Annotated in this window: 15 protein-coding genes, 1 tRNA gene and 6 pseudogenes; 15 read left to right on the forward strand and 7 right to left on the reverse strand. The window is 67.3% G+C overall.

Translation table 11 applies throughout. The features are described 5' to 3' along the window. The first annotated feature begins 216 nt into the window (after window positions 1–216). Together OG798_RS02525 and OG798_RS02530 are read left to right on the forward strand one after the other, a co-directional pair. The gene (locus OG798_RS02525; protein ID WP_267060282.1) at window positions 217–696 is read left to right on the forward strand and encodes a hypothetical protein; all 480 of its coding nucleotides are present in this window, start codon (window positions 217–219) and stop codon (window positions 694–696) included. A gap of 437 nt (window positions 697–1,133) precedes the next feature. After that, on the forward strand, window positions 1,134–2,066 hold the full coding sequence (locus OG798_RS02530; RefSeq protein WP_267060283.1) for an alpha/beta fold hydrolase: 933 nt from the start codon (window positions 1,134–1,136) through the stop codon (window positions 2,064–2,066). A gap of 267 nt (window positions 2,067–2,333) precedes the next feature. Here OG798_RS02530 and OG798_RS02535 read toward each other — a convergent pair whose 3' ends face one another. Beyond that, window positions 2,334–2,630, reverse strand: a complete 297-nt coding sequence (locus tag OG798_RS02535) for a DUF6417 family protein (RefSeq protein ID WP_220788970.1) — start codon at window positions 2,628–2,630, stop codon at window positions 2,334–2,336. 285 nt (window positions 2,631–2,915) lie between these two features. Here OG798_RS02535 and OG798_RS02540 point away from each other — a divergent pair. After that, a tRNA-Met gene (locus tag OG798_RS02540) sits at window positions 2,916–2,989 on the forward strand. 202 nt (window positions 2,990–3,191) lie between these two features. Here the strand turns inward: OG798_RS02540 and OG798_RS02545 are convergent. After that, window positions 3,192–3,779, reverse strand: a pseudogene (locus OG798_RS02545) (IS701 family transposase); the annotation flags it as partial. A gap of 206 nt (window positions 3,780–3,985) precedes the next feature. On the opposite strand from OG798_RS02545, the gene OG798_RS02550 reads away from it, so the two are divergent. Beyond that, on the forward strand, window positions 3,986–4,516 hold the full coding sequence (locus tag OG798_RS02550; protein ID WP_267060284.1) for a GNAT family N-acetyltransferase: 531 nt from the start codon (window positions 3,986–3,988) through the stop codon (window positions 4,514–4,516). A gap of 152 nt (window positions 4,517–4,668) precedes the next feature. Here the strand turns inward: OG798_RS02550 and OG798_RS02555 are convergent, their stop codons facing one another. Continuing rightward, window positions 4,669–4,989 carry a hypothetical protein gene (locus OG798_RS02555; RefSeq protein ID WP_328756085.1) on the reverse strand — a complete coding sequence of 107 codons (321 nt, stop codon included), beginning with the start codon at window positions 4,987–4,989 and terminating at the stop codon, window positions 4,669–4,671. A 230-nt stretch (window positions 4,990–5,219) separates the two neighbouring features. Between OG798_RS02555 and OG798_RS56370 the strand changes: the two are divergent. Continuing rightward, window positions 5,220–5,339: pseudogene (locus OG798_RS56370) on the forward strand (IS701 family transposase); the annotation flags it as partial. A gap of 107 nt (window positions 5,340–5,446) precedes the next feature. Here OG798_RS56370 and OG798_RS02560 read toward each other — a convergent pair. Continuing rightward, entirely contained in the window at window positions 5,447–6,016 is a 570-nt protein-coding gene (locus tag OG798_RS02560) for a TetR/AcrR family transcriptional regulator (RefSeq protein WP_328756086.1), read from the reverse strand. 111 nt (window positions 6,017–6,127) lie between these two features. On the opposite strand from OG798_RS02560, the gene OG798_RS02565 reads away from it, so the two are divergent. The 5 genes and pseudogenes from OG798_RS02565 (at window position 6,128) to OG798_RS02595 (ending at window position 11,584) form a co-directional block, all read left to right on the forward strand. Further along, window positions 6,128–7,138 carry an NADP-dependent oxidoreductase gene (locus OG798_RS02565; protein WP_267060287.1) on the forward strand — a complete coding sequence of 337 codons (1,011 nt, stop codon included), beginning with the start codon at window positions 6,128–6,130 and terminating at the stop codon, window positions 7,136–7,138. 755 nt (window positions 7,139–7,893) lie between these two features. Next, window positions 7,894–8,208, forward strand: a pseudogene (locus OG798_RS02570) (winged helix-turn-helix domain-containing protein); the annotation flags it as partial. After that, a pseudogene (locus OG798_RS02575) lies at window positions 8,195–10,020 on the forward strand (sensor histidine kinase). The pseudogenes OG798_RS02570 and OG798_RS02575, both read left to right, overlap by 14 nt. 340 nt (window positions 10,021–10,360) lie before the next feature. Next, on the forward strand, window positions 10,361–10,522 hold the full coding sequence (locus OG798_RS02585) for a hypothetical protein (protein WP_328760221.1): 162 nt from the start codon (window positions 10,361–10,363) through the stop codon (window positions 10,520–10,522). 507 nt (window positions 10,523–11,029) lie between these two features. Further along, the gene (locus tag OG798_RS02595; RefSeq protein ID WP_267060288.1) at window positions 11,030–11,584 is read left to right on the forward strand and encodes a hypothetical protein; all 555 of its coding nucleotides are present in this window, start codon (window positions 11,030–11,032) and stop codon (window positions 11,582–11,584) included. Between the two features lie 43 nt (window positions 11,585–11,627). Here the strand turns inward: OG798_RS02595 and OG798_RS56375 are convergent. After that, a pseudogene (locus tag OG798_RS56375) lies at window positions 11,628–11,729 on the reverse strand (IS5/IS1182 family transposase); the annotation flags it as partial. A 425-nt stretch (window positions 11,730–12,154) separates the two neighbouring features. Beyond that, window positions 12,155–12,817 carry a hypothetical protein gene (locus OG798_RS02605; RefSeq protein ID WP_328756088.1) on the reverse strand — a complete coding sequence of 221 codons (663 nt, stop codon included), beginning with the start codon at window positions 12,815–12,817 and terminating at the stop codon, window positions 12,155–12,157. A gap of 369 nt (window positions 12,818–13,186) precedes the next feature. Here OG798_RS02605 and OG798_RS02610 point away from each other — a divergent pair, with 369 nt between their 5' ends. From OG798_RS02610 to OG798_RS02625, 4 genes are all read left to right on the forward strand, one after another. Further along, on the forward strand, window positions 13,187–13,360 hold the full coding sequence (locus OG798_RS02610; RefSeq protein ID WP_183127627.1) for a hypothetical protein: 174 nt from the start codon (window positions 13,187–13,189) through the stop codon (window positions 13,358–13,360). Window positions 13,361–14,280: 920 nt separating this feature from the next. Then, entirely contained in the window at window positions 14,281–14,688 is a 408-nt protein-coding gene (locus tag OG798_RS02615) for a hypothetical protein (protein WP_267060290.1), read from the forward strand. 107 nt (window positions 14,689–14,795) lie between these two features. After that, entirely contained in the window at window positions 14,796–15,137 is a 342-nt protein-coding gene (locus OG798_RS02620) for a hypothetical protein (RefSeq protein ID WP_147467569.1), read from the forward strand. A 569-nt stretch (window positions 15,138–15,706) separates the two neighbouring features. After that, window positions 15,707–16,564, forward strand: a complete 858-nt coding sequence (locus OG798_RS02625) for an IS5 family transposase (protein ID WP_328759971.1) — start codon at window positions 15,707–15,709, stop codon at window positions 16,562–16,564. Between the two features lie 70 nt (window positions 16,565–16,634). Here OG798_RS02625 and OG798_RS02630 read toward each other — a convergent pair. Then, window positions 16,635–17,002 (reverse strand): annotated as a pseudogene (locus tag OG798_RS02630) (MerR family transcriptional regulator). Window positions 17,003–17,119: 117 nt separating this feature from the next. On the opposite strand from OG798_RS02630, the gene OG798_RS02635 reads away from it, so the two are divergent. Continuing rightward, on the forward strand, window positions 17,120–17,830 hold the full coding sequence (locus OG798_RS02635) for an SDR family oxidoreductase (RefSeq protein WP_121417949.1): 711 nt from the start codon (window positions 17,120–17,122) through the stop codon (window positions 17,828–17,830). Window positions 17,831–17,904: the final 74 nt, after the last annotated feature.

The following is a 17,904-nucleotide window of genomic DNA, read 5'->3' on the forward strand; positions in this document are numbered from 1 at the left end:
CCGGGTTCTGGCTCGTAGCCGCGGTGTACACCCTGGTCATGCTGGGCGGGACGCTGCCGATTCCGCTGTATGCGCTGTGGGCGCCGCGGATGGGCTTCGACCCCTTCACCACGAAGCCCGACCATTCCCGACGGGCGGGCAGCGCGGACCGAGTTCCTGCGGGCCGCCACAGCTGTCCTCGCCGCGTTCGCGGTCAGCGGACTGTTCTCGTCGTTGGTGCCTTCCTTCCTCCGCGAGAAGTTGCACGTCCACAACGTCGCAGCTGTCGGCGCGGAGGTCGGGCTGCTGTTCATCGTCGCCCTGATCGCGCAGGTGGCCGCCCCGGAGCGGTGGATCACCGGGCGCCGACCGGCGTCGGCATTCCTCGTAGCGGGCGTCGCGGTGTTCGAGGCCGGGCTGTGGACACGGTCACTGCCGACGTTCGTTGCCGGAACGCTTCTGGCGGGTACCGGCATCGGCCTGGCCTTCCGCCGCGGTGTCGGGGTCGCCCAGCGGCTCGCCGACCCGCGGCGCAGGGCGGATCTGTTCTCCACGTACTTCCTGTTCGCCTACACCGGCACGATCGTGCCCACGCTGGCCCTCGGGCTCCTCGACCAGACCATCAACCAGGACGTCGCCACCCTGATCCTCGCCGTCGCCGTCGTTGTGACGACCCTCGCGAGCGCACTGAGCCGCCCCACCACCGCCATTGCCTGAGCGACCGCGCCGCACCGAGTGTCTCCGGCCCTCTCCTGCCCGCTCCATGAAACCCCGTCAAGTCCCGCGACAAAGGACTGGCGTACTGCAGCGACCGCGTACCCGAGTAGCTCTGCGTCCTCCACTCTCAATGGCGGACTCCGGCTGGATACCTCAGGCGAGTCCATAATGGCTCCGAACATCACAAAGATGTGATTTGTGTATTTTTGGGATTCAGCAACAAGAGTGGAGTACGCCTCTCGCTGATGCTGCAGACGTACGGCATCTACGGGGCCGCGGTGGGCGCTGCGGGCCTGCGCGCGTCAGGCCGTGGGGACACAGATCTCGAGCACCATGCTCGCCACGCACGTCGTGTTCACCGCGCACGCGGGCCTCGCCCTCGGCCGACACACCGAACCAACACACCCAACACACCCAACACCGATGGAGAAAAGACCATGACTGACCCTGCAATCACCGCCCGCGTCTGCGACAACCCGGTCCGCGACCTGCCACTGAACGACCTGGCCGGCTTCACCCACCGCTGGGTCGACGCGGGCGGCGTCCGACTTCATGCGGTTGAGGGCGGTCAGCCGAACGGCCCAGCCGTCGTGCTGCTCGCTGGATTCCCGCAGACCTGGTGGGCATGGCGAAAGGTGATGCCCGACCTGGCCGACCGATTCCACGTCATCGCGATCGACCTGCCAGGCCAGGGCCACTCCGAACGCCCGCACAGCAGCTACGACACGCACACCGTCGCCGCGTACGTCCACGCCGCGGTGAAAGCGCTCGGAGTTTCGACATACTGGCTGGCCGCCCACGACATCGGCGCGTGGGTCGCCTTCTCCCTCGCCTTGAAGTACCAGAGCCAGCTGCATGGCGTCGCACTCCTCGACGCAGGAATCCCGGGCATCACACTCCCCGACACCATCCCGACCGACCCCGAGGTGGCGTGGAAAACTTGGCACTTCGCCTTCCATCTCGTGCCCGACCTGCCCGAGACACTGCTCACAGGCCGCGAACGCGAGTACGTAGGCTGGTTCCTGAAGGCCAAAACCCTCTCCCCCGACACCTTCGACGACGCCGAGATCGAGCAGTACGCCGCGGCCATCGCCGCTGACGGCGGACTCCGCGCTTCCCTGGCCTACTACCGAGACGCCGCTGAATCGGCGCGAAAGAACCACGAGTCCCTTGAACAACAGCACCTGACGGTGCCGGTTCTCGGGCTTTCCAGCAGCCACGGCTCCATCCCCGACATGGCAGCTTCCCTCAGGCCATGGGCCGACAACGGAACCGGGGTCGTCGTGCCGGACGCAGGACACTTCATCCCGGACGAACAACCCGACGCCGTTGCTGCCGCACTAGCCGACTTCATCGCTCAAGCCGACTGACACCGACCAAACCCGCCTGCTGCGCGACCTGCCTGTTCCGGCTCCCCACGAACTCACCGAACCCGACTCCCACTCCCGAGCAGGAGGAGCGACGACACACCCGGCGTCGGCGCAGGGTACAGCTGACGGCCCCTCTCCTCGCAAGCTCCAGGGGCAGGTTGACCAGCAAGAACCACGACACAAAGCTGGGTGCGCCACCGCGCAGCCCGCCGCTTGTGTCCGCACTCACCGAAGCCCTCAGCACCTGCCCAGGCCGGTCCAGCCACGTCATACTCGCTCACCGGACCCCGCTCCACCCCGCGTGGCCGGAATTCCCTCGCCCAAGTCCCGCGCCGGGCTGTGCACGACGCCGTACTCGCGGGCGGAGCGGTTGGCCTCCGCGGCCGAGCCGGCCATCCGGTGCAGCCACAACCCATACGCCACCGAGGCAGCCTGTTCCTGCGTCAGATACAGCCACCACCGCTTGATCCCATGGCGGGCGCAGCCATAGGTGAGGGTGCCGTGGCCGTACGGGGGCAGGCGGGCCGCCCACCGCACGGACAGCGCGCTCTCCCAACTCCCCATCCCACTCCCCCACGTGTATGCCGCCTCCGTACGCGTTCGCCGACCGTAGACGTCGATGCCGGTCCAGGCAGCGCCACGGCTGGGAAGGCCAGCCCAGCAGGGGGATCCTTCCGGCGATCAGCGCGCCCTCGGTAAGTCGGCTTCCGGCGGATTCACGGCCTGGCCGCCAACGAGGGTGCGGAGGAACAAGAGCAAGCGGCAGCCGTGACGGCCGACATCCCTCGCGGCTGGCAGGCAATCATGGTCTCGGGGGCGGAATAGTTGGCGTAGGGTGGAGGAATCCGACGCGGGGTGGAGCAGCTCGGTAGCTCGCTGGGCTCATAACCCAGAGGTCGCAGGTTCAAATCCTGTCCCCGCTACTAAAGACCTGAGGGGCCGGCACGACGTGCTGGCCCCTCAGGCGTTGTCCAGCCCCAGGGCGTGCGGCGTTGCAGCACGCACGCCGGACAGGTCGAACTGCGCCGTCAGCGGCTGCGGTCACGGGCGCGAGCAGGCTGGTCACTTTGACGCCGGTCTTCGTTCCGCTGCTCCTCAACTCCCACGTCGTCAGAGGACGTCCTACGCGCCCCGTAACTGCGGGTTGCCTCCGTAGGCCTTGTCCCCGGCCACCCAGGATGTGCGGACCCCGGCGTTCAGGGTGCGGTCGACCATACGAATGGCGAGAGCCGGCTTCGCGACGAAGGCGACTTCTTCGCGTATCCCGGCGGCCCGGCAGCGGACCTCGTCCAGGGTCCAGGAGCGCGGCACATACAGTTCCCGGTCGATCGCCGCATGCCCGCGCGGGATCGAGCAGGCGAGTTAGACGGCGACCTGGCTGTTCTCGATGCGTCCGGCAGTTCCGGTGTACTGGCGCTGCATGCCGACCGTGGCGATGCCCTTCTTCACATTGCCGGTCTCATCTACCACCAACACGACGTTGTCAGCCAGCAGTTGCTCGACGACGAAGCCCCGGAGATCGTCACGGATCGCATCCGCGTCCCACTTGGCCCGCAACATCAGGTGCTGCAGACCGTACGGGGTCGAGTCCCCGGCATACTCGGCCAGCGTCCAGCAGTTCTTGTGTGGCAGGTCCGACGGCAGCCCGAACACGAACTCCCGTGCCCGGCTCCGTGGTTCCACCCGGGCGAATCGCCCCGCGATACGGCCCATCAGGACCTCGAACATGTCTGGCGGAGCAGGCGGAATCCCTGCCGCGACCTGCGGCCACCGTCTGATGTTCTGTCCTCACACACCGATGATCACCGGTCGCGGCACCCGTCTCCGCGCCGGCCCCCGCCAGCGTGACCGAGCACCTCAGTTGGGCACCTCGAGTGCTTCACTTGCCCAGGGTCCGGGGTGAACAGGATCATGGCGAGATGACAGACCGTCTCCCTCCCGCACCGCACGTGGTGCGACTCACGGAGTATACGAAGGCCGACCAGATCGAAATCATCGGCGACAGCCCCGATCCCTTCGGCGTCGCAGACGCCGGATTGACTTGGTTGCCCAAGGAAGATCATTTCGGCATCAGGCAGAAGGGCCGCCTCGTCGCACACGCCGGGCTGCTTCGGCTACCCATATTGATCGGAGAGGTCGGCACACAGGTGGTGGGCGTCGGCGGGGTGGCTGTTGCGCCTGACTTGCGAGGCCGTGGACTGGCACGGTTGGTCGTATCGGCGGCAGTGGACCACGCCCGAACGATGGGGCCACAGCACGGGCTTCTCTTCTGCCGACCTCCCCTCGTTCCGCTCTACCAGCGACTCGGTTGGCAAACGCTTGAGCAGGACGTCCATGTCGAACAACCCGGGGGACCCGTGATCATGCCGCTGCGGACCATGTGGACGCCACTGTGCCACGGTGCGAATTGGCCCGCTGGAGAGGTCCGCCTGCTCTCGCTCCCTATGTGATCGATGGCGCCGGTGCGTGTTGTCCCGGTCCGACAGCCCTCACCGGCCAATCGGCGCGCCCGATCACGGCCGGGTATCGATCGCGCAGATCCCTGTGTCGATCGGGTCGGTCCGATGCGCGTCGATCGGTTCAGTCCGATGTGCTTGTCGTCTCAGCTGGACTGGTCTGTGGGGGTGCTGGTGGGGCTGTGCGTGCCGTAGAAGCGGCCCTGGTCACACAGGGCATCGATCTCGGCGTTCTCGTCCTCGCTCAGTTGCGCATCCAACGCGACACTGATGACGCGTCGGGCGCGGGACAATCGCCGAGCGACATCCCAGTCGGCGACGAATTTGCCGACGGTGTAGTCGTCGGCGGTTCCGAACGCCTGGCGGGATCCGAGTTGATCGAGGGAAACCACGAACTCGTTGAGGTCCTGCAGGACTGCCACGACCTCGTTGAGGGGGATGCGGATCTCGCGGGAGGACATGTCCATCAGCTGATGCAACTCCAGCGCTGGGTATTCCGGCTGAGATCGAGGTCTTGGGCCCAGATCGAGGTCTTGCTGGTCGGGACTGGTCCGGGAACGGGTGCGGCCACCGGTGGTCATCGGTGTGCGAAGACAGAAGATCAGACAGTGGTCGCAGGTCGCAGCGTAGATCCCGGCCGCCGGGAGGAGACGTTCGAGGTCCTGATGGACCGCATCGCGGGACGGTTCGGCCGGGTGGAACCGCGACCCCATGCGGCCCGCAGCATCTGTTGCCGAGGGCCAAGTGGGATGCCGACGCGGTACGCGACGACGCTCGCGGCTTCGTCGTCGAGCGCCTGCACCACGAGGATGCGGTCCCTTGACCGCCGTGGCGAACTCGGTGTCGAACCGCTCCTTGCCGCGCGCGGCCGAGTTCGACGGTCCGCGTGCGCGACGATTTCAGCTTCGGGCCCGGGGGCGGCGTTCACCCGGGGGCACCGGCGCTCGCTGCGCTGGTCAGGATCGCACTCGCGACAACATCGAAGAGATGATCGGCGCGTGGGGCGAGCGAGGGTTGATCGCTGAGCCACGCGAGCGCCGCTACCAGCGCGAACAGATCGGTGCCATCAATGTCGGTCCGCGCTATGCCCGCGGACTGGGCTCGGGCGAGGAGCCGCGCACCGGCCGCGCGCAGGGTGACGCACGAAGCGTGGAGTGCGGACTCGGTGTCCTCGATGGCGGCTGCCATCAGCACTGTCACGCCCCGATACTCGGTTGTCCACGCGACGCAGTCGCGTAGCCAGGAAACGAGAGCGTCTTCGGGCGCGCTAGACGTCTCCAGCTCGCCTGCCCGCGCCGTCATCTCGTCGAAGCTCGTGCGGAGCAGAGCCTCGAGCAGGGCCTCGCGCGTCGGGAAGTGACGCAGCAGCGTCGCGAGCCCGACGTCGGCCCTGCGCGCGATGTCGCGCAGCGATACATCGACGCCTTGCTCGGTGATGGCAGTGCCCGCAGCTGCGAGCACATGGTCGCGGTTCTTCCTGGCGTCGGCCCGCATCTGCCCCTCTTGACTATCTGGATCGGTGGTCCATATATTCGGATCAGTGATCCGGATAGGTGGATCACTGATCCGGTAAGCATATCCCCCGACAGGGGCAGGGAGAAAACGATGCCGAGACACACGATGAGGGCGATCCGGGTGCATGAGCACGGTGGCCCTGAAGTTCTGCGTTACGACGAAGTGCCGACTCCCGAGCCGGGGCCGGGTGAGGTGCTCGTTCGCGTTCACGCGGTGGGTGTCAATCCTCCGGACTGGTACCTGCGCGGCGGGCTGACCACGATGCCCGGGGAGACGGAATCGACGGTCACCCTGCCGGTGATGCCGGGGACGGACATGTCGGGCGTCGTCGAGGCCGTAGCCGCGAATGTGGACGGCCTCGACGTAGGTGATGAAGTCTTCGGTCTTCTGCGTTTTCCCAGCTTCAACGGCAGCGCATATGCCGAGTACGTGGCCGCGCCCGCGTCGGACCTCGCACGCAAGCCGGTCGGCATCGATCACGTGCACGCCGCCGGGGCGCCCATGGCCGGGCTGACGGCGTGGCAGTTCCTGGTCGAGGTCGGACACGATCACCCCTCGCCCTTCCAGGTGGCGCGGCATCGCCCGATGGCACTCGACTCCGACACGACGGTGCTCATCAACGGCGCCGCGGGCGGCGTGGGGCACTTCGCAGTACAGCTGGCGAAATGGAAGGGTGCACGTGTCATCGCGGTGGCATCGGGTGCGCATGAATCGTTCCTGCGCGAACTCGGCGCCGACCAGTTCATCGACTACACCAAGAGTCGTCCCGAGGAACTCGTGCATGACGTCGACCTCGTTCTCGACGCCGTCGGTGGCCGCGACAGCAGTCGCTTCCTGCGCACACTCAAGCGCGGCGGCGTCCAGTTCCCCGTCCTTCCCGGGGACTTCGACGACGAAGAGACCGCGAAGCTGGGCGTCACGGTCTCGAGCGCCCAGGTCCGCTCGAACGGCGCGCAACTCGCCGAACTGGGGCGCCTGCTTGACACGGGCACGGTTCGCGTCGCGATAGACAGCACGTTTGCGCTCGCGGATGCCCGAGCCGCGCACGAACGCGCCGCCCAGGGGCATATCCGAGGCAAGATCGTGCTCACGGTCGCTTAGGAACGAGCCGTTTCATAGGCACGTCCGGCACTCGGCCTCGGGGCACTGGTGGCCATCGCCACGCCGATGCGGAAACTTCGGAGCGCGTCTACCGAGCAGGGAGCCGCGATGCTCGCAGCAGCGAACCGAGTGGACCCGTTCGGTGGCTCTGGTCCACTTCTTGTGTCGCGTATACACGGTTCCTGCCTGCGGTTTCCCGGTGATTTACCGACGGCGGGCAAGCGCATCGTGCTGTCGTTACGAGTCCGCAGGTTCACCTGCACGGAGAGTTCCCGCCCTCGGCGGACCTTCGCAGAGCAGGTGCCCGGGCTCACTCGCCGGTACGGAGGGCGGACCGAAAGGCTGCGCTTCAGGCTGGCGTCCGTCGGTCTCGGCGGCCGGGCCGGCGCCCAGATGACTGACGCCTTCGGGGCGCCGGTCAGCCGGAACGCTCTGTTGCGGCTGATCGCCTCGATACCCGACCCTCCTGCTACCACGCCCCGCGTGGTTGGCGTGGATGAGCACACCCAGCGCAGAGGTCGGATCTACGGAACCGTGGTCGTCGACGTCGAGACACGTCACCCGGTGGACCTGCTGCCGGACTGCGAGGCCGACACCTGTCAGCCTGGCTGGCGAAGCGGCCCGAGATCGAGATCATCTACCACGACCGCGCCACCTGCTACGCCGAAGACGCCACCCACGGCGCCCCGCAGGCCCTCCAGATCGCCGACCGATGGCACCTGGGCGCAGCCCTGGGCGAGGCCGCCGAGAAGCCCCTCGCGGTGGATCCCGTACGCCATGAGGTGCGGGTCGACGACCGGCCGGTGGAGTGCACCCCGGGCGAGTTCCGGATCCTCGCCGCCATGGCGGAGCAGCCCGAGCGGGTCTTCACCCGCCGTCAACTGCTCGCCCAGCTCCACGGGTTCGACCGCTGCATCACCGAACGCACGGTGGACGTCCACGTGTTGAACCTCCGCAAGAAGATCGAATCCGATCCGCGTCGGCCGTTACGCCTGCTGACCGTGTTCGGCGTCGGGTACAAGCTGACCGACGGACGGTCCGTCGAAGGCCCGGGCGATGCGCGGTCCTGACAGAACTGCCGTCGCGGGCGCCGGCATGTGGCGGGTGCGTCCGCACCGCAGCCTGCTGGTGCGCATGCTGGCCGCATCCGTGCTGATCGCGGTCTGTTCGGTCGCGGCCACGGCCTGGCTCGCCGCCCGCACCACCGCCCACGCCATCCGCCAGGAGCAGGGCCAGGTCCTCACCGACGACACCACGGTCTACGACACCCTGGTGGGATACGCGGCCACGCACCCCGGCTGGGACGGCGTGGACCGGACGGTGCGGGACCTCGCGCAGCGCACCGGGCGCCGTATCACCCTCACCACCCAGGATCGTGCCCGGACCCTCGCCCGTTCCGGCTCGGCCGCCACGCTCCCCGCCCGGGAGTCGGCCGTGGTCGACCCGTTGCACGTCGACGCGGGGCTTGACCGCCACGCCACGGACGACCGGATCGACTCACGAGCCGTCGGCCCGTACCGGCTGACCGCTCCCGAACGGCGCCAACTGGGCGGCGAGGTCACGAAGATCCTGGGCTGCCTGCGGGATTCCGGATTGGCCGCGCGGATCGACCACCAGGCGAGCGGCCGTCCGTACGTCGTCATCGGCGGCGGCAACCTCTTCGCTTCCAAGGGATCCCAGCTCTGCGAGGTTCCCCGGCTCGAAAAGCCGACCCCCACCGAGAGGAAGGCCTTCGCCCAGTTGGGCGCGCTGGCCGCGGACTGCCTGGGGCGCCACGGCCTGAGGGAGGTGGCGATCGGGTCCGACTTCGCGGCCGTGAGTACCTCGGCGACCGCGCAGCCCTGCGTCGACTCGGCCCGCCGCGAACAGCTGGCCACCTACGTCGCCGCCCCAGCGCTGCTTTTCATCACCGATCCGCCAGACGGGCCCACCCGCACGGTGTTCGCCCTGTCCCCGGCCAACACCGCGCGTGTCGCCGGAGCCGCCGGGCTGGTGCTGCTGCTCACCGTGTCGGTCACGGTGCTGGTCGGCACCCAACTCGTCAGACCCCTGCGGGCGCTCGCCGCGGCGGCACTGCACCCGACGGCAGAGGGACAACTGCGGGTCCCCGTCACCACCCACGACGAGATCGGCTATCTTGCCGCCGCGTTCAACGACCTCACCGAGCGCCGGAGCCTCATGGAGGAACCGCGCAAAGCCATGGTCAGCGACGTCGCCCATGAACTGCACACCCCGCTGAGCAACATACGCAGCTGGCTGGAGACCGGGCAGGACGGCATCGCCGTACCCGACCAGGCGTTCATGAATTCCCTGCTGGCCGAGGCCCTCCAGCTCCAACACATCATCGACGACCTGCAGGACCTCGCGGCCGCCGACGCCGGTGCCCTGCGGCTCCATCCGGAGCCCCTGTACGTACGCGACCTGTTGGACCATGTCGCCGGGGCCCATCGGCTCGGGCGGACGCCGCCGGTATCCGCCTGGGCGTCCCCACCGAGGGAGATCCCGCGCTGACCGCCGACCCGATACGGCTGCGGCAGGCGGTGACCAACCTGGTGTCCAACTCCCTGCGGCACACACCGGCCGACGGCAGCGTCACATTGCGTGCGGCACCGGCCGGAGAAGCAGGGAAGCAAGCGGAGACAGTCGTGATCGAAGTCGCCGACACGGGAACCGGCATCGCGCCGGAAGACCTGCCGCTGGTCTTCGAACGCTTCTGGCGGGCCGAGAGGTCACGCAGCCGACAGACCAGCGGCAGCGGCCTCGGGCTGGCCATGGTCCGCCAACTCATGGAGGCACACGGCGGCACAGCCACCGCACGCAGCAGCCCCGGCATCGGGTCGGTGTTCACCCTTCAACTGCCCATCGACCGATTGAGGGACTGAACCACATGTGCTGTACGTCCAGCGGCTGTTATGCGGGGGCGGCTCCTACAGCAGCCACCTCGTCTCAGTGCGGTCCGCGGCGGTCCTGAGGACGCGAACGGCCCTGTCCGAGGCAACGCCCGACCCGAGCCCGCCGCAGCCCGGTCCTTGCTTGCCGGCCCGTCGCATCGGAGCACCCCGCTGCGTCGCTCTCGTCGACAACCCTCTCCCCCACTTCCAGCCCTACCGGCACGCCCAGGGAGTTCCGGAACTCCTCCAGCTATCAGCCGCATAGCATCGAGCAGATCAACGGGACGTCACCTGGACCCCAAGTACTCGGGAGCGCCAAGCAGGGGGGCCTGTGGTCGCGTACAACCCGAAGGCCAACGCCAACGCCCGCGGCATCCAGTCCGAGCTGGGATACGCCGGGAGCGCCGTAGCGGAGACCGGGTACGTGGTCCTGCTGGCCACCGAGTCGCAGCCGTTCCGCACCGCTGCCCCACGGGCCGTCGGCCGAGCCTAGCCCGCTGGCCGTCCGGTGGCTGATGCTCGCCTCGACGGTTCCAGCACGAAGCAGTCGTTCATCAACGCTCGCCATCCGAGGACGAGCGCCATTGTGACCTCGACCTCGAACAGGTTGAGCGGCCGTGCTCTGAAGGATCCGGCCGGCGTCCGCGTTGGGTGCTCGGTCTGGGTGGTCGCCATGAGTCCTCCAAGCCCCGCCCACAGCGAGCACGGTGTCCTTACGGAACCGTCGGCGGGGCCGGAGCACAAGAAGAGGACCGCGGTGGCCGATGATGCGGTCGCCTGCGGACTCCGAGACGCCGAACAGCGGGGCAAGTCGGCACAGCCAACTTGCCGCCAGCAGTCCGGACTCAGCCCGGTGCACGTGGCTGTCCGGGACGGCTCCGATACCGTGATCACACCCACCACGCCGGGATCATCGCATCAGACCAGCCCGACGACGCGACGATCGCTGCAGCTACGCTTCCACGGCGCAGCCGATGTTGAGCAAGACCGGGGGGAAATCGTGAACCGACCACTGCTGTTCCTCGACGTGGACGGGCCGCTCAACCCCTATGCGGCCCAGCCGGAGAGGCGCCCCGACGGCTACACCACACTCAGAGTGCCCCAGGACAGCGGAACTCCAGACGAACACAGAGGGCTCTCGGCCCGGCGGCGCCCCCTGCGGGTCTGGCTCAACCCAGAGCACGGGCGATCCCTGCTCCAACTAGGCTACGAGCTGTGCTGGGCCACCACATGGATGGACGAAGCCAACCGGTGGATCGCTCCGGTACTCGGCCTTCCCGAACTCCCCTTCGTCGACTTCGGCGACGCACTGTTCCAGGACCGCCCCGACGGGGTCCACTGGAAGACCGGCCCCCTGGTGGACTACGCCAATGGCCGACCCTTCGCCTGGGTGGACGACGAACAGAGCGATCTGGACCAGGCATACGTGACCGCCCGCCACCACGGACCTGGGCTTCTGCACCACGTCGACCCACGAATCGGTCAGCGCGAGGACGACTTCCGCACACTCGCCGACTTCGCCCGATCCCTCAACACGCCACGAACCACCGGCTGAGCACGCCGCCAGGCCTTCAGACAGCTTTACGCTCGGGTCCATGATCATTGCGGGACGCGAGGGGTGTGCCGTGCTGGTAGACGACCAGATGGTACTTGCTGCCGGGACGCCCGCGGTCGACCGGCGACGGCCCGGTGTGGAGCCCGCAGCCTGGGCCAGAACCCTTCTTCGGTACAGTCCCGCAGGCGTCGTCAGAGGAACGTGGTTGAGATGGGTCCGGGTGGGACGGGCCCTGGTACCGAGTCCACACGGAGCGGTTCGAGGCCGCATTCCTGCAGGATGCCGGCGAGGATCAGGAGTCGGTGGACAACGTCGATGTCGCAGTGCGGTTGAAGGACGGATCCCAATGGAGCGCCACCATCATCACTCTTCTGGTGCTGGGAGGGACCCATCGTCCGGGACGCCGGCATCAGCAACATGCCCGGTGTACTCGCCCGCCGGGTCGAGACAGGTGAGTACACACAGATCCTCCGACGTCTCGACGACTGAAGAACTGCCTCTGTGCGAGACGTCCTCATTCTCAGACGGTCAGCAAAGCCGCAAAGCCCCGGGCACCTCGCCTCTGAGGCCTCAGCCGGTCTTGGCGCAGATCGCGTAGACGGAGGCCGTGTAGTACGGCTCGTAGCCGCCGTTCAGGAACCCGGCGGTCCAGCCGACGGGCGTGGTGCCGGAGAGGATCGGGTTGGAGTGCAATTCCGAGCCATACGATTGGGCGTCGGAGCCGGGCAGGTACCAGCCGCCCCCGGTGGCGATCTCGCCGTCCGGGCACGTGGCGGCGACGTCGACCACGTCCAGGACTCCGACGTTCTTCGACACGGTGACCACGTGCACGCCCGCCAGACCGGGGGCTCCGGCGGGCCCCTGCGAACCCGTGGGTCCGGCCGGGCCCTGCGGCCCGGTGTCTCCGTGCTGACCGGCCGGTCCCGCCGGCCCCTGGTCTCCGGTGTCCCCCTTCGCTCCGGTGTCCCCCTTCGGCCCGGTGTCCCCCTTCGGCCCGGCAGGCCCCTCCTGGCCGGTCTGCGCCCAGGTGACGGACTGCTCGTGGGACCGGCAGACGGAGCCCACCTCGACGAGGCGCAGGTGACCGCTCGAGTTCACACATCCCTGAATCGTGCCGTCCGCGGCGATGTACGACTGCTCCCCACCGGTGGCCGACGCGAAGTCCGCAGACGTCGCCACGAGCACGACGGCGACGGCAGCGGCCGCCGAAACGGCACGGCGAATGAAAGTCACAGGTCCCCCCAGGATCGTCAGGCCGTCGGCCGGAACATCCGACCGAGGCGTCACAACTATCCCAACTACAGGGCACGTTGACGATGTGTATGTGAAATGTAAAGCCGCCGGATCGTTGGCAGTTCTCATGGGGCCGTTCATCCACCTGAGGTCAAGGAGGTAAGGGCTGGCCATCTGGGCGATGTGAAGCCGAAGTTCATCGACGATCTGCCCCAGCCGGACGTCATCGTCGTCATCAACCGCGGTTCCCTGACCGTGATCCAGCCGTGGTGCTCGAACTCATCTCGATCTTAGGGAGGCGATCCGTGTATCACTCGTCGGCTCTGCACCCACTGCGCTGACCAAGCAAGGTCCGCCGGACGGAACCTGGTGCTCACCTCGACAGTCGTGCTGCTGGTGGCACTGATCCAGGCAACGGTCATCGCATGGCGCGCCTTCTACATCGACGACGCCATCCTCAACACCAGTGGCACGCTGGTGCAGGGTGGTTGCAAGTTCCGGGGTCGTGCGGCTGGTCGGGTTGTGACCGGTTGGGGCGCATAAAAAGGCAGGCACGGGCTTCGTGATCATTGTGGTGTCTAAGCCAGATGATCACGAGGTGGCCCGTGCCTGCTGCTGCATCCTCTCCCCTACCTGCCGTGCTGGTGAAACTGGGCCCGCTGGACAGCGGCCGGATCGCCGACCTGCGCCCCTACTTCCACTCGGTGCCCGACCCGCGCGCACGGCGGGGCCGGTGGTACTCACTCACAGCGATCCTGCTGGTGTGCGCCTGCGCGGCTGTAGGGATGTCACCTTCACCGAGGACGCCTCCACCGTCCACGCCGGGACCGCACCACGGGCCATGGCGACCCTCCGCAACCTCGCCATCGGCCGCTGAAAACCCTCGGAGCCGACAACATCGCCAAGACCACCCGGGCGATCCGCGACGAGCCCCAACGAGCACTCCCCATCCTGGGCATCACCAACAATCCGGACGCCCACGGAACTTGATCAAGCCCTGCACCAGTGCAGCACCACGAGAACATCGACTCACGGACAGCCGGCAGACTTCACCTCACCGCGTGAAGATCACCAACAGCATCCAGAAATTGAGCCAGAGCCGAAAAGCGTGACCGCCACGGCTTCTCACTGCAAGCGACGTCACACCGACCTCGACTGAACCCTTCACCCAGATGATCCGTCAGATCGCCAAGTGCAACTGGAGTACTGGGGCACCAGCACCCGAACGGGCGACCCGGTCCCGCCTGTCGCCGCACCTCAGGTTTCGCTCAACCGTGCGAACGGAGGTGGGAGTCGGCGCTAGGGTCTCTCCTCGGCGGCTGTAGAGGCCGCTGTCGACCAAAGAAAACCGAGGGGAACGCGTGCGCCGAATTTCGCGAATCATGTCGGCAGGCTGTGTCGCAGCGGCACTGGCCGTCATCAGCTCCACACCTGCGTCCGCCGCTGTGCCCATGAGTTGCCCGATGACCACGGGCTACGATTTTTCCGGCAGTTACAATTACTACCGGGACCTGGAACCCCGTTCCGGCGGCGACAGCGGTACGACAATCAGCATCACCTTCCACAAGGGAAAGACGACGACGTCCACCGTGGGCGGATCGATCTCGGGCGAAGCGAAGGTGGTCCTCGTCAAGGCGTCGGCGTCGTTCGACTACCACTTCGCATGGCAGTGGACGAACAGCTCGACCTACACGTGGTCGTGGAAGGTGCCGAACAACATGAGGCACGGTTACCTGCACGCGGGTGTGAAGGTCAAGTACACGAAGTGGAACTACAACCAGACGCAGCCCAACTGCACCACCAAGGTGCTGCGCAGTGGATCAGCGCGGCTGCTCTACAAGGGTCGCGAAACCTGGCACGGAAAGAGCTGATGCGCAGAAGACATCTGGCCGTACTGCCAGTCATCGTCATCCTGGCCGCCGGGTGTGGGGGAGGGGGAAATCGGGCTCCTGTGGGCAGCCCGTCGAAATCAGTGCTGGTGTCTGATCCGGACCGTCCTGACAGCGGAAAGGAGACGCCGGGCCATCTCGGACCCGGGACGGTCAAACTTCCTGTTTCTGCTGACCGGATCGCCGAACTAGGCGTCCGCTACGACTGTCTCGGACCTGGCGGTCTCACTGTCACTAGCGGAACCGGCCTCAGCGCCGAGGTCGGTGGCTGCGACGACAGCGCCACGTTCGGCGCCCGCATCAAGGCGAAGGATTTGCACGGCAGAAAATTCGCGGACACGGTCACCGTCACGGTCGGCAAGCGTACGAGGTGGCGTATGTCCGTGGACATCACCACCAAGGACGGTGTGAAGCAGACCGTCCACGGCTGATCGCGTGACGAGACCCCCGCTGATGCTGATCTCTGACTACGGGCTGACGCGGGGGCGACAAGTTCCAGGCCGGTTCCGGCCAGGAAACCGATGAGGAGTTCGGGGTGGCGCTGGGCGTAGCGCAGGGTGCTCTTCGTGGCCCAGTACTCCAGTCGTACTTCGTGATCTGACGGATCAACGGGGTGGTGGGTTCAGTCGAGGTCGGTGAGGCGTCACTTGCAGTGAGAAGCCGCATCTCAACCGATCTTGAAACCTGCAGGTCGAACGGAGTTCCTGGTCGGGTGATCTTCCGGCCGTACGCGCATGAAGGCAGGGCCTCCTGGTAGCTCGGGGGTGCGACCCCATTCCGAGCGTTCCGGGAGGCCCTGTTGCAGGGCGGTTGCAAGTTTTGGGGTCGTGCGGCTGGTCGGGTTGTGACCGGTTGGGGCGCATAACAAGGCAGGCACGGGCTTCGTGATCATTGTGGTGTCTAAGAGAGCCCGGCGGTAGGTGTGGCGAATGGCCGTGTGACAACCCGGAGGCAAGACAGGCACGAGTCTGGGTGATCATGGAGTTCTTGACGCTCAGTGATCACCGGAGGGCTCGCGCCTGTCCTGCCATCATGCCTGCTCGAACCCCTGTGGGACCAGTTCGCAGCGCTGCTGCCCGAGCATGTCGATACCCATCCGCTCGGCTGCCACAACCCGCGCATCCCGGACCGGATTGTCTTCGAGCGCGTCATCGCCGCCCTGATGCACGGCTCCGGATACGAGCGGATCGCCGACCGCCAGTGCTCCGACCGCACCATCCGACGCCGCGTCAAGTACTGGTCACAGCTGGGCATGGCCGAGCAGGTCCACGGGCTGGCCGTGCAGGCGTACGACCGCATGATCGGCCTCCAACTCCATGAGCTGTCCGTCGACGGGTGCATCACCAAGGCTCCCTGCGGCGGCGAGGGAGCCGGACGCTCCCCGGTCGACCGGGGCAAGCAGGGCCTGAAGCGCTCAGTGGCCACCAAAGCCCGCGGCGTCCCGATCGGTCTCGTCTCGGCCGGGGCCAACCGTCATGACTCCCCGCTGCTCGTGCCCACCCTGGAGGCCGCGAAGAAGCAGATCGGTGTGTTTCCCGAGCAGGTCAACGTCAACTTGGACCGGGGCTACGACAGTGACAAGACCCGAGCCGCGCTCGAGGAACTGGGCTTCACCGGCGAGATCGCCCGCAAGGGCGTGCCCGCACCGATCCAGGCCGGCAAGAGGTGGGTCGTGGAGCGGAGCCGCGCATGGATGAACGGCTTCGGCAAGCTCCGCCGCTGCACCGAGAAGCGCCAGTGCGCTGTGGACTTCTACCTCTACCTGTCCGCCGCAATCGTCACGCACCGCATGCTCATCCGCCGCGCGACCCCGCTCTACCGCTGGGACGGACGGCCCACCACCAAGAGACGCAAGTGACGCCTGCTGACGGGCGTCCGTCTGCGTCGGGCGGACAAGCACTGCCGCACGCCTGGGGAAGGCGCGCTGCTCAACGAGGGCAGGGCCGGCCCGCGCTCCTGGCTGTGGAGGCTGTGGTGATGATGGCGTCGAGCCGGTCCCGGGTTTTCACCAGGGTGCTGACCTGCGTATCGATGCGGTCCCGCTCGGCCGACAGCCGGTCGAGCAGCGCGGGGGTCACGTCACCGGTCTCGACGCACGGCAGCAGTTCCAGGATCGCCCTGCTCGGCAGCCCTGCGGAGTACAGCTGCTGAATCAGCTGGACGCGGTCGACCGCGCTGTCCGGGTACTGCCGCTGCCGCTGGGGCTGCGCGCCGAGGCCAGCAGGTCCTGCTCTTCGTAGTAGCGCAGTGCCCGCACGCTCACGCCCACCCTTGAGGCCGGCTCACCGATGCGCATCAACGCCCCCTCCATGACCTGGATCACATTCCTTGCCTCTGACGTCAACGTCAGGTTCTAGCGTAGCCCGTGAACAGCCCGGACAGGAATCACCTCACCACTGCCAGGAGACTCCCCATGAAGATCACCGGTTCCGTCGCCCTCGTCACCGGCGCCAACCGCGGCATCGGCAGGCACTTCGCCCAACAGCTCCTGCACCGGGGCGCCACCAAGGTCTACGCGACCGCGCGCACCCCCCACCTCGTCGACCTCCCCGGTGTGGAGGTACTGCGGCTCGACATCACCGATCCGGCTTCGGTCGCCGCCGCGGCGGGCGCGGCCTCGGACGTCACCCTCTTGATCAACAATGCCGGCGTCTTCACCCAGCAGAACCTCGTCACCGGGGACCCCGAGAAGATCCGGCTGGAGATGGACACCAACTACTTCGGCACCCTCAACGTGGTCCGGGCGTTCACTCCCGTCCTGGCCGCCAACGGCGGTGGGGCCATCCTCAACGTCCTGTCGGCGATGTCCTGGCTCGCCTACGACGGGGCCAACGCCTACAGCGCGTCGAAGGCGGCGGCGTGGAGCCTCACCAACGGCATCCGCCTCGAACTCGCGGGCCAGGGAACCGCGGTGACGGGCCTGCACCTGGCCAGCACCGACACCGACATGATGGCCGGGTGGGACGTGGAGAAGAACGACCCCGCCGATGTCGTGCGCGCCGCCCTCGACGGTATCGAGGCCGGGAAGATGGAGATCCTCACCGACAACAACTGCGTCCAGCTCAAGGCGGCCCTGTCCGCCGACCCGAGCGTGCTCTATCCGCAGGCGGTTCCCGCCGCCTGACCCTTCGGCAGCCGCCCGCCCGGCCAGGCTTCAGCCGACGTTCGAGGATCTAGGGATCAGCCGGGCGCGGCCAT

Source organism: Streptomyces sp. NBC_00271 (assembly GCF_036178845.1).
GTDB lineage: Bacteria > Actinomycetota > Actinomycetes > Streptomycetales > Streptomycetaceae > Streptomyces.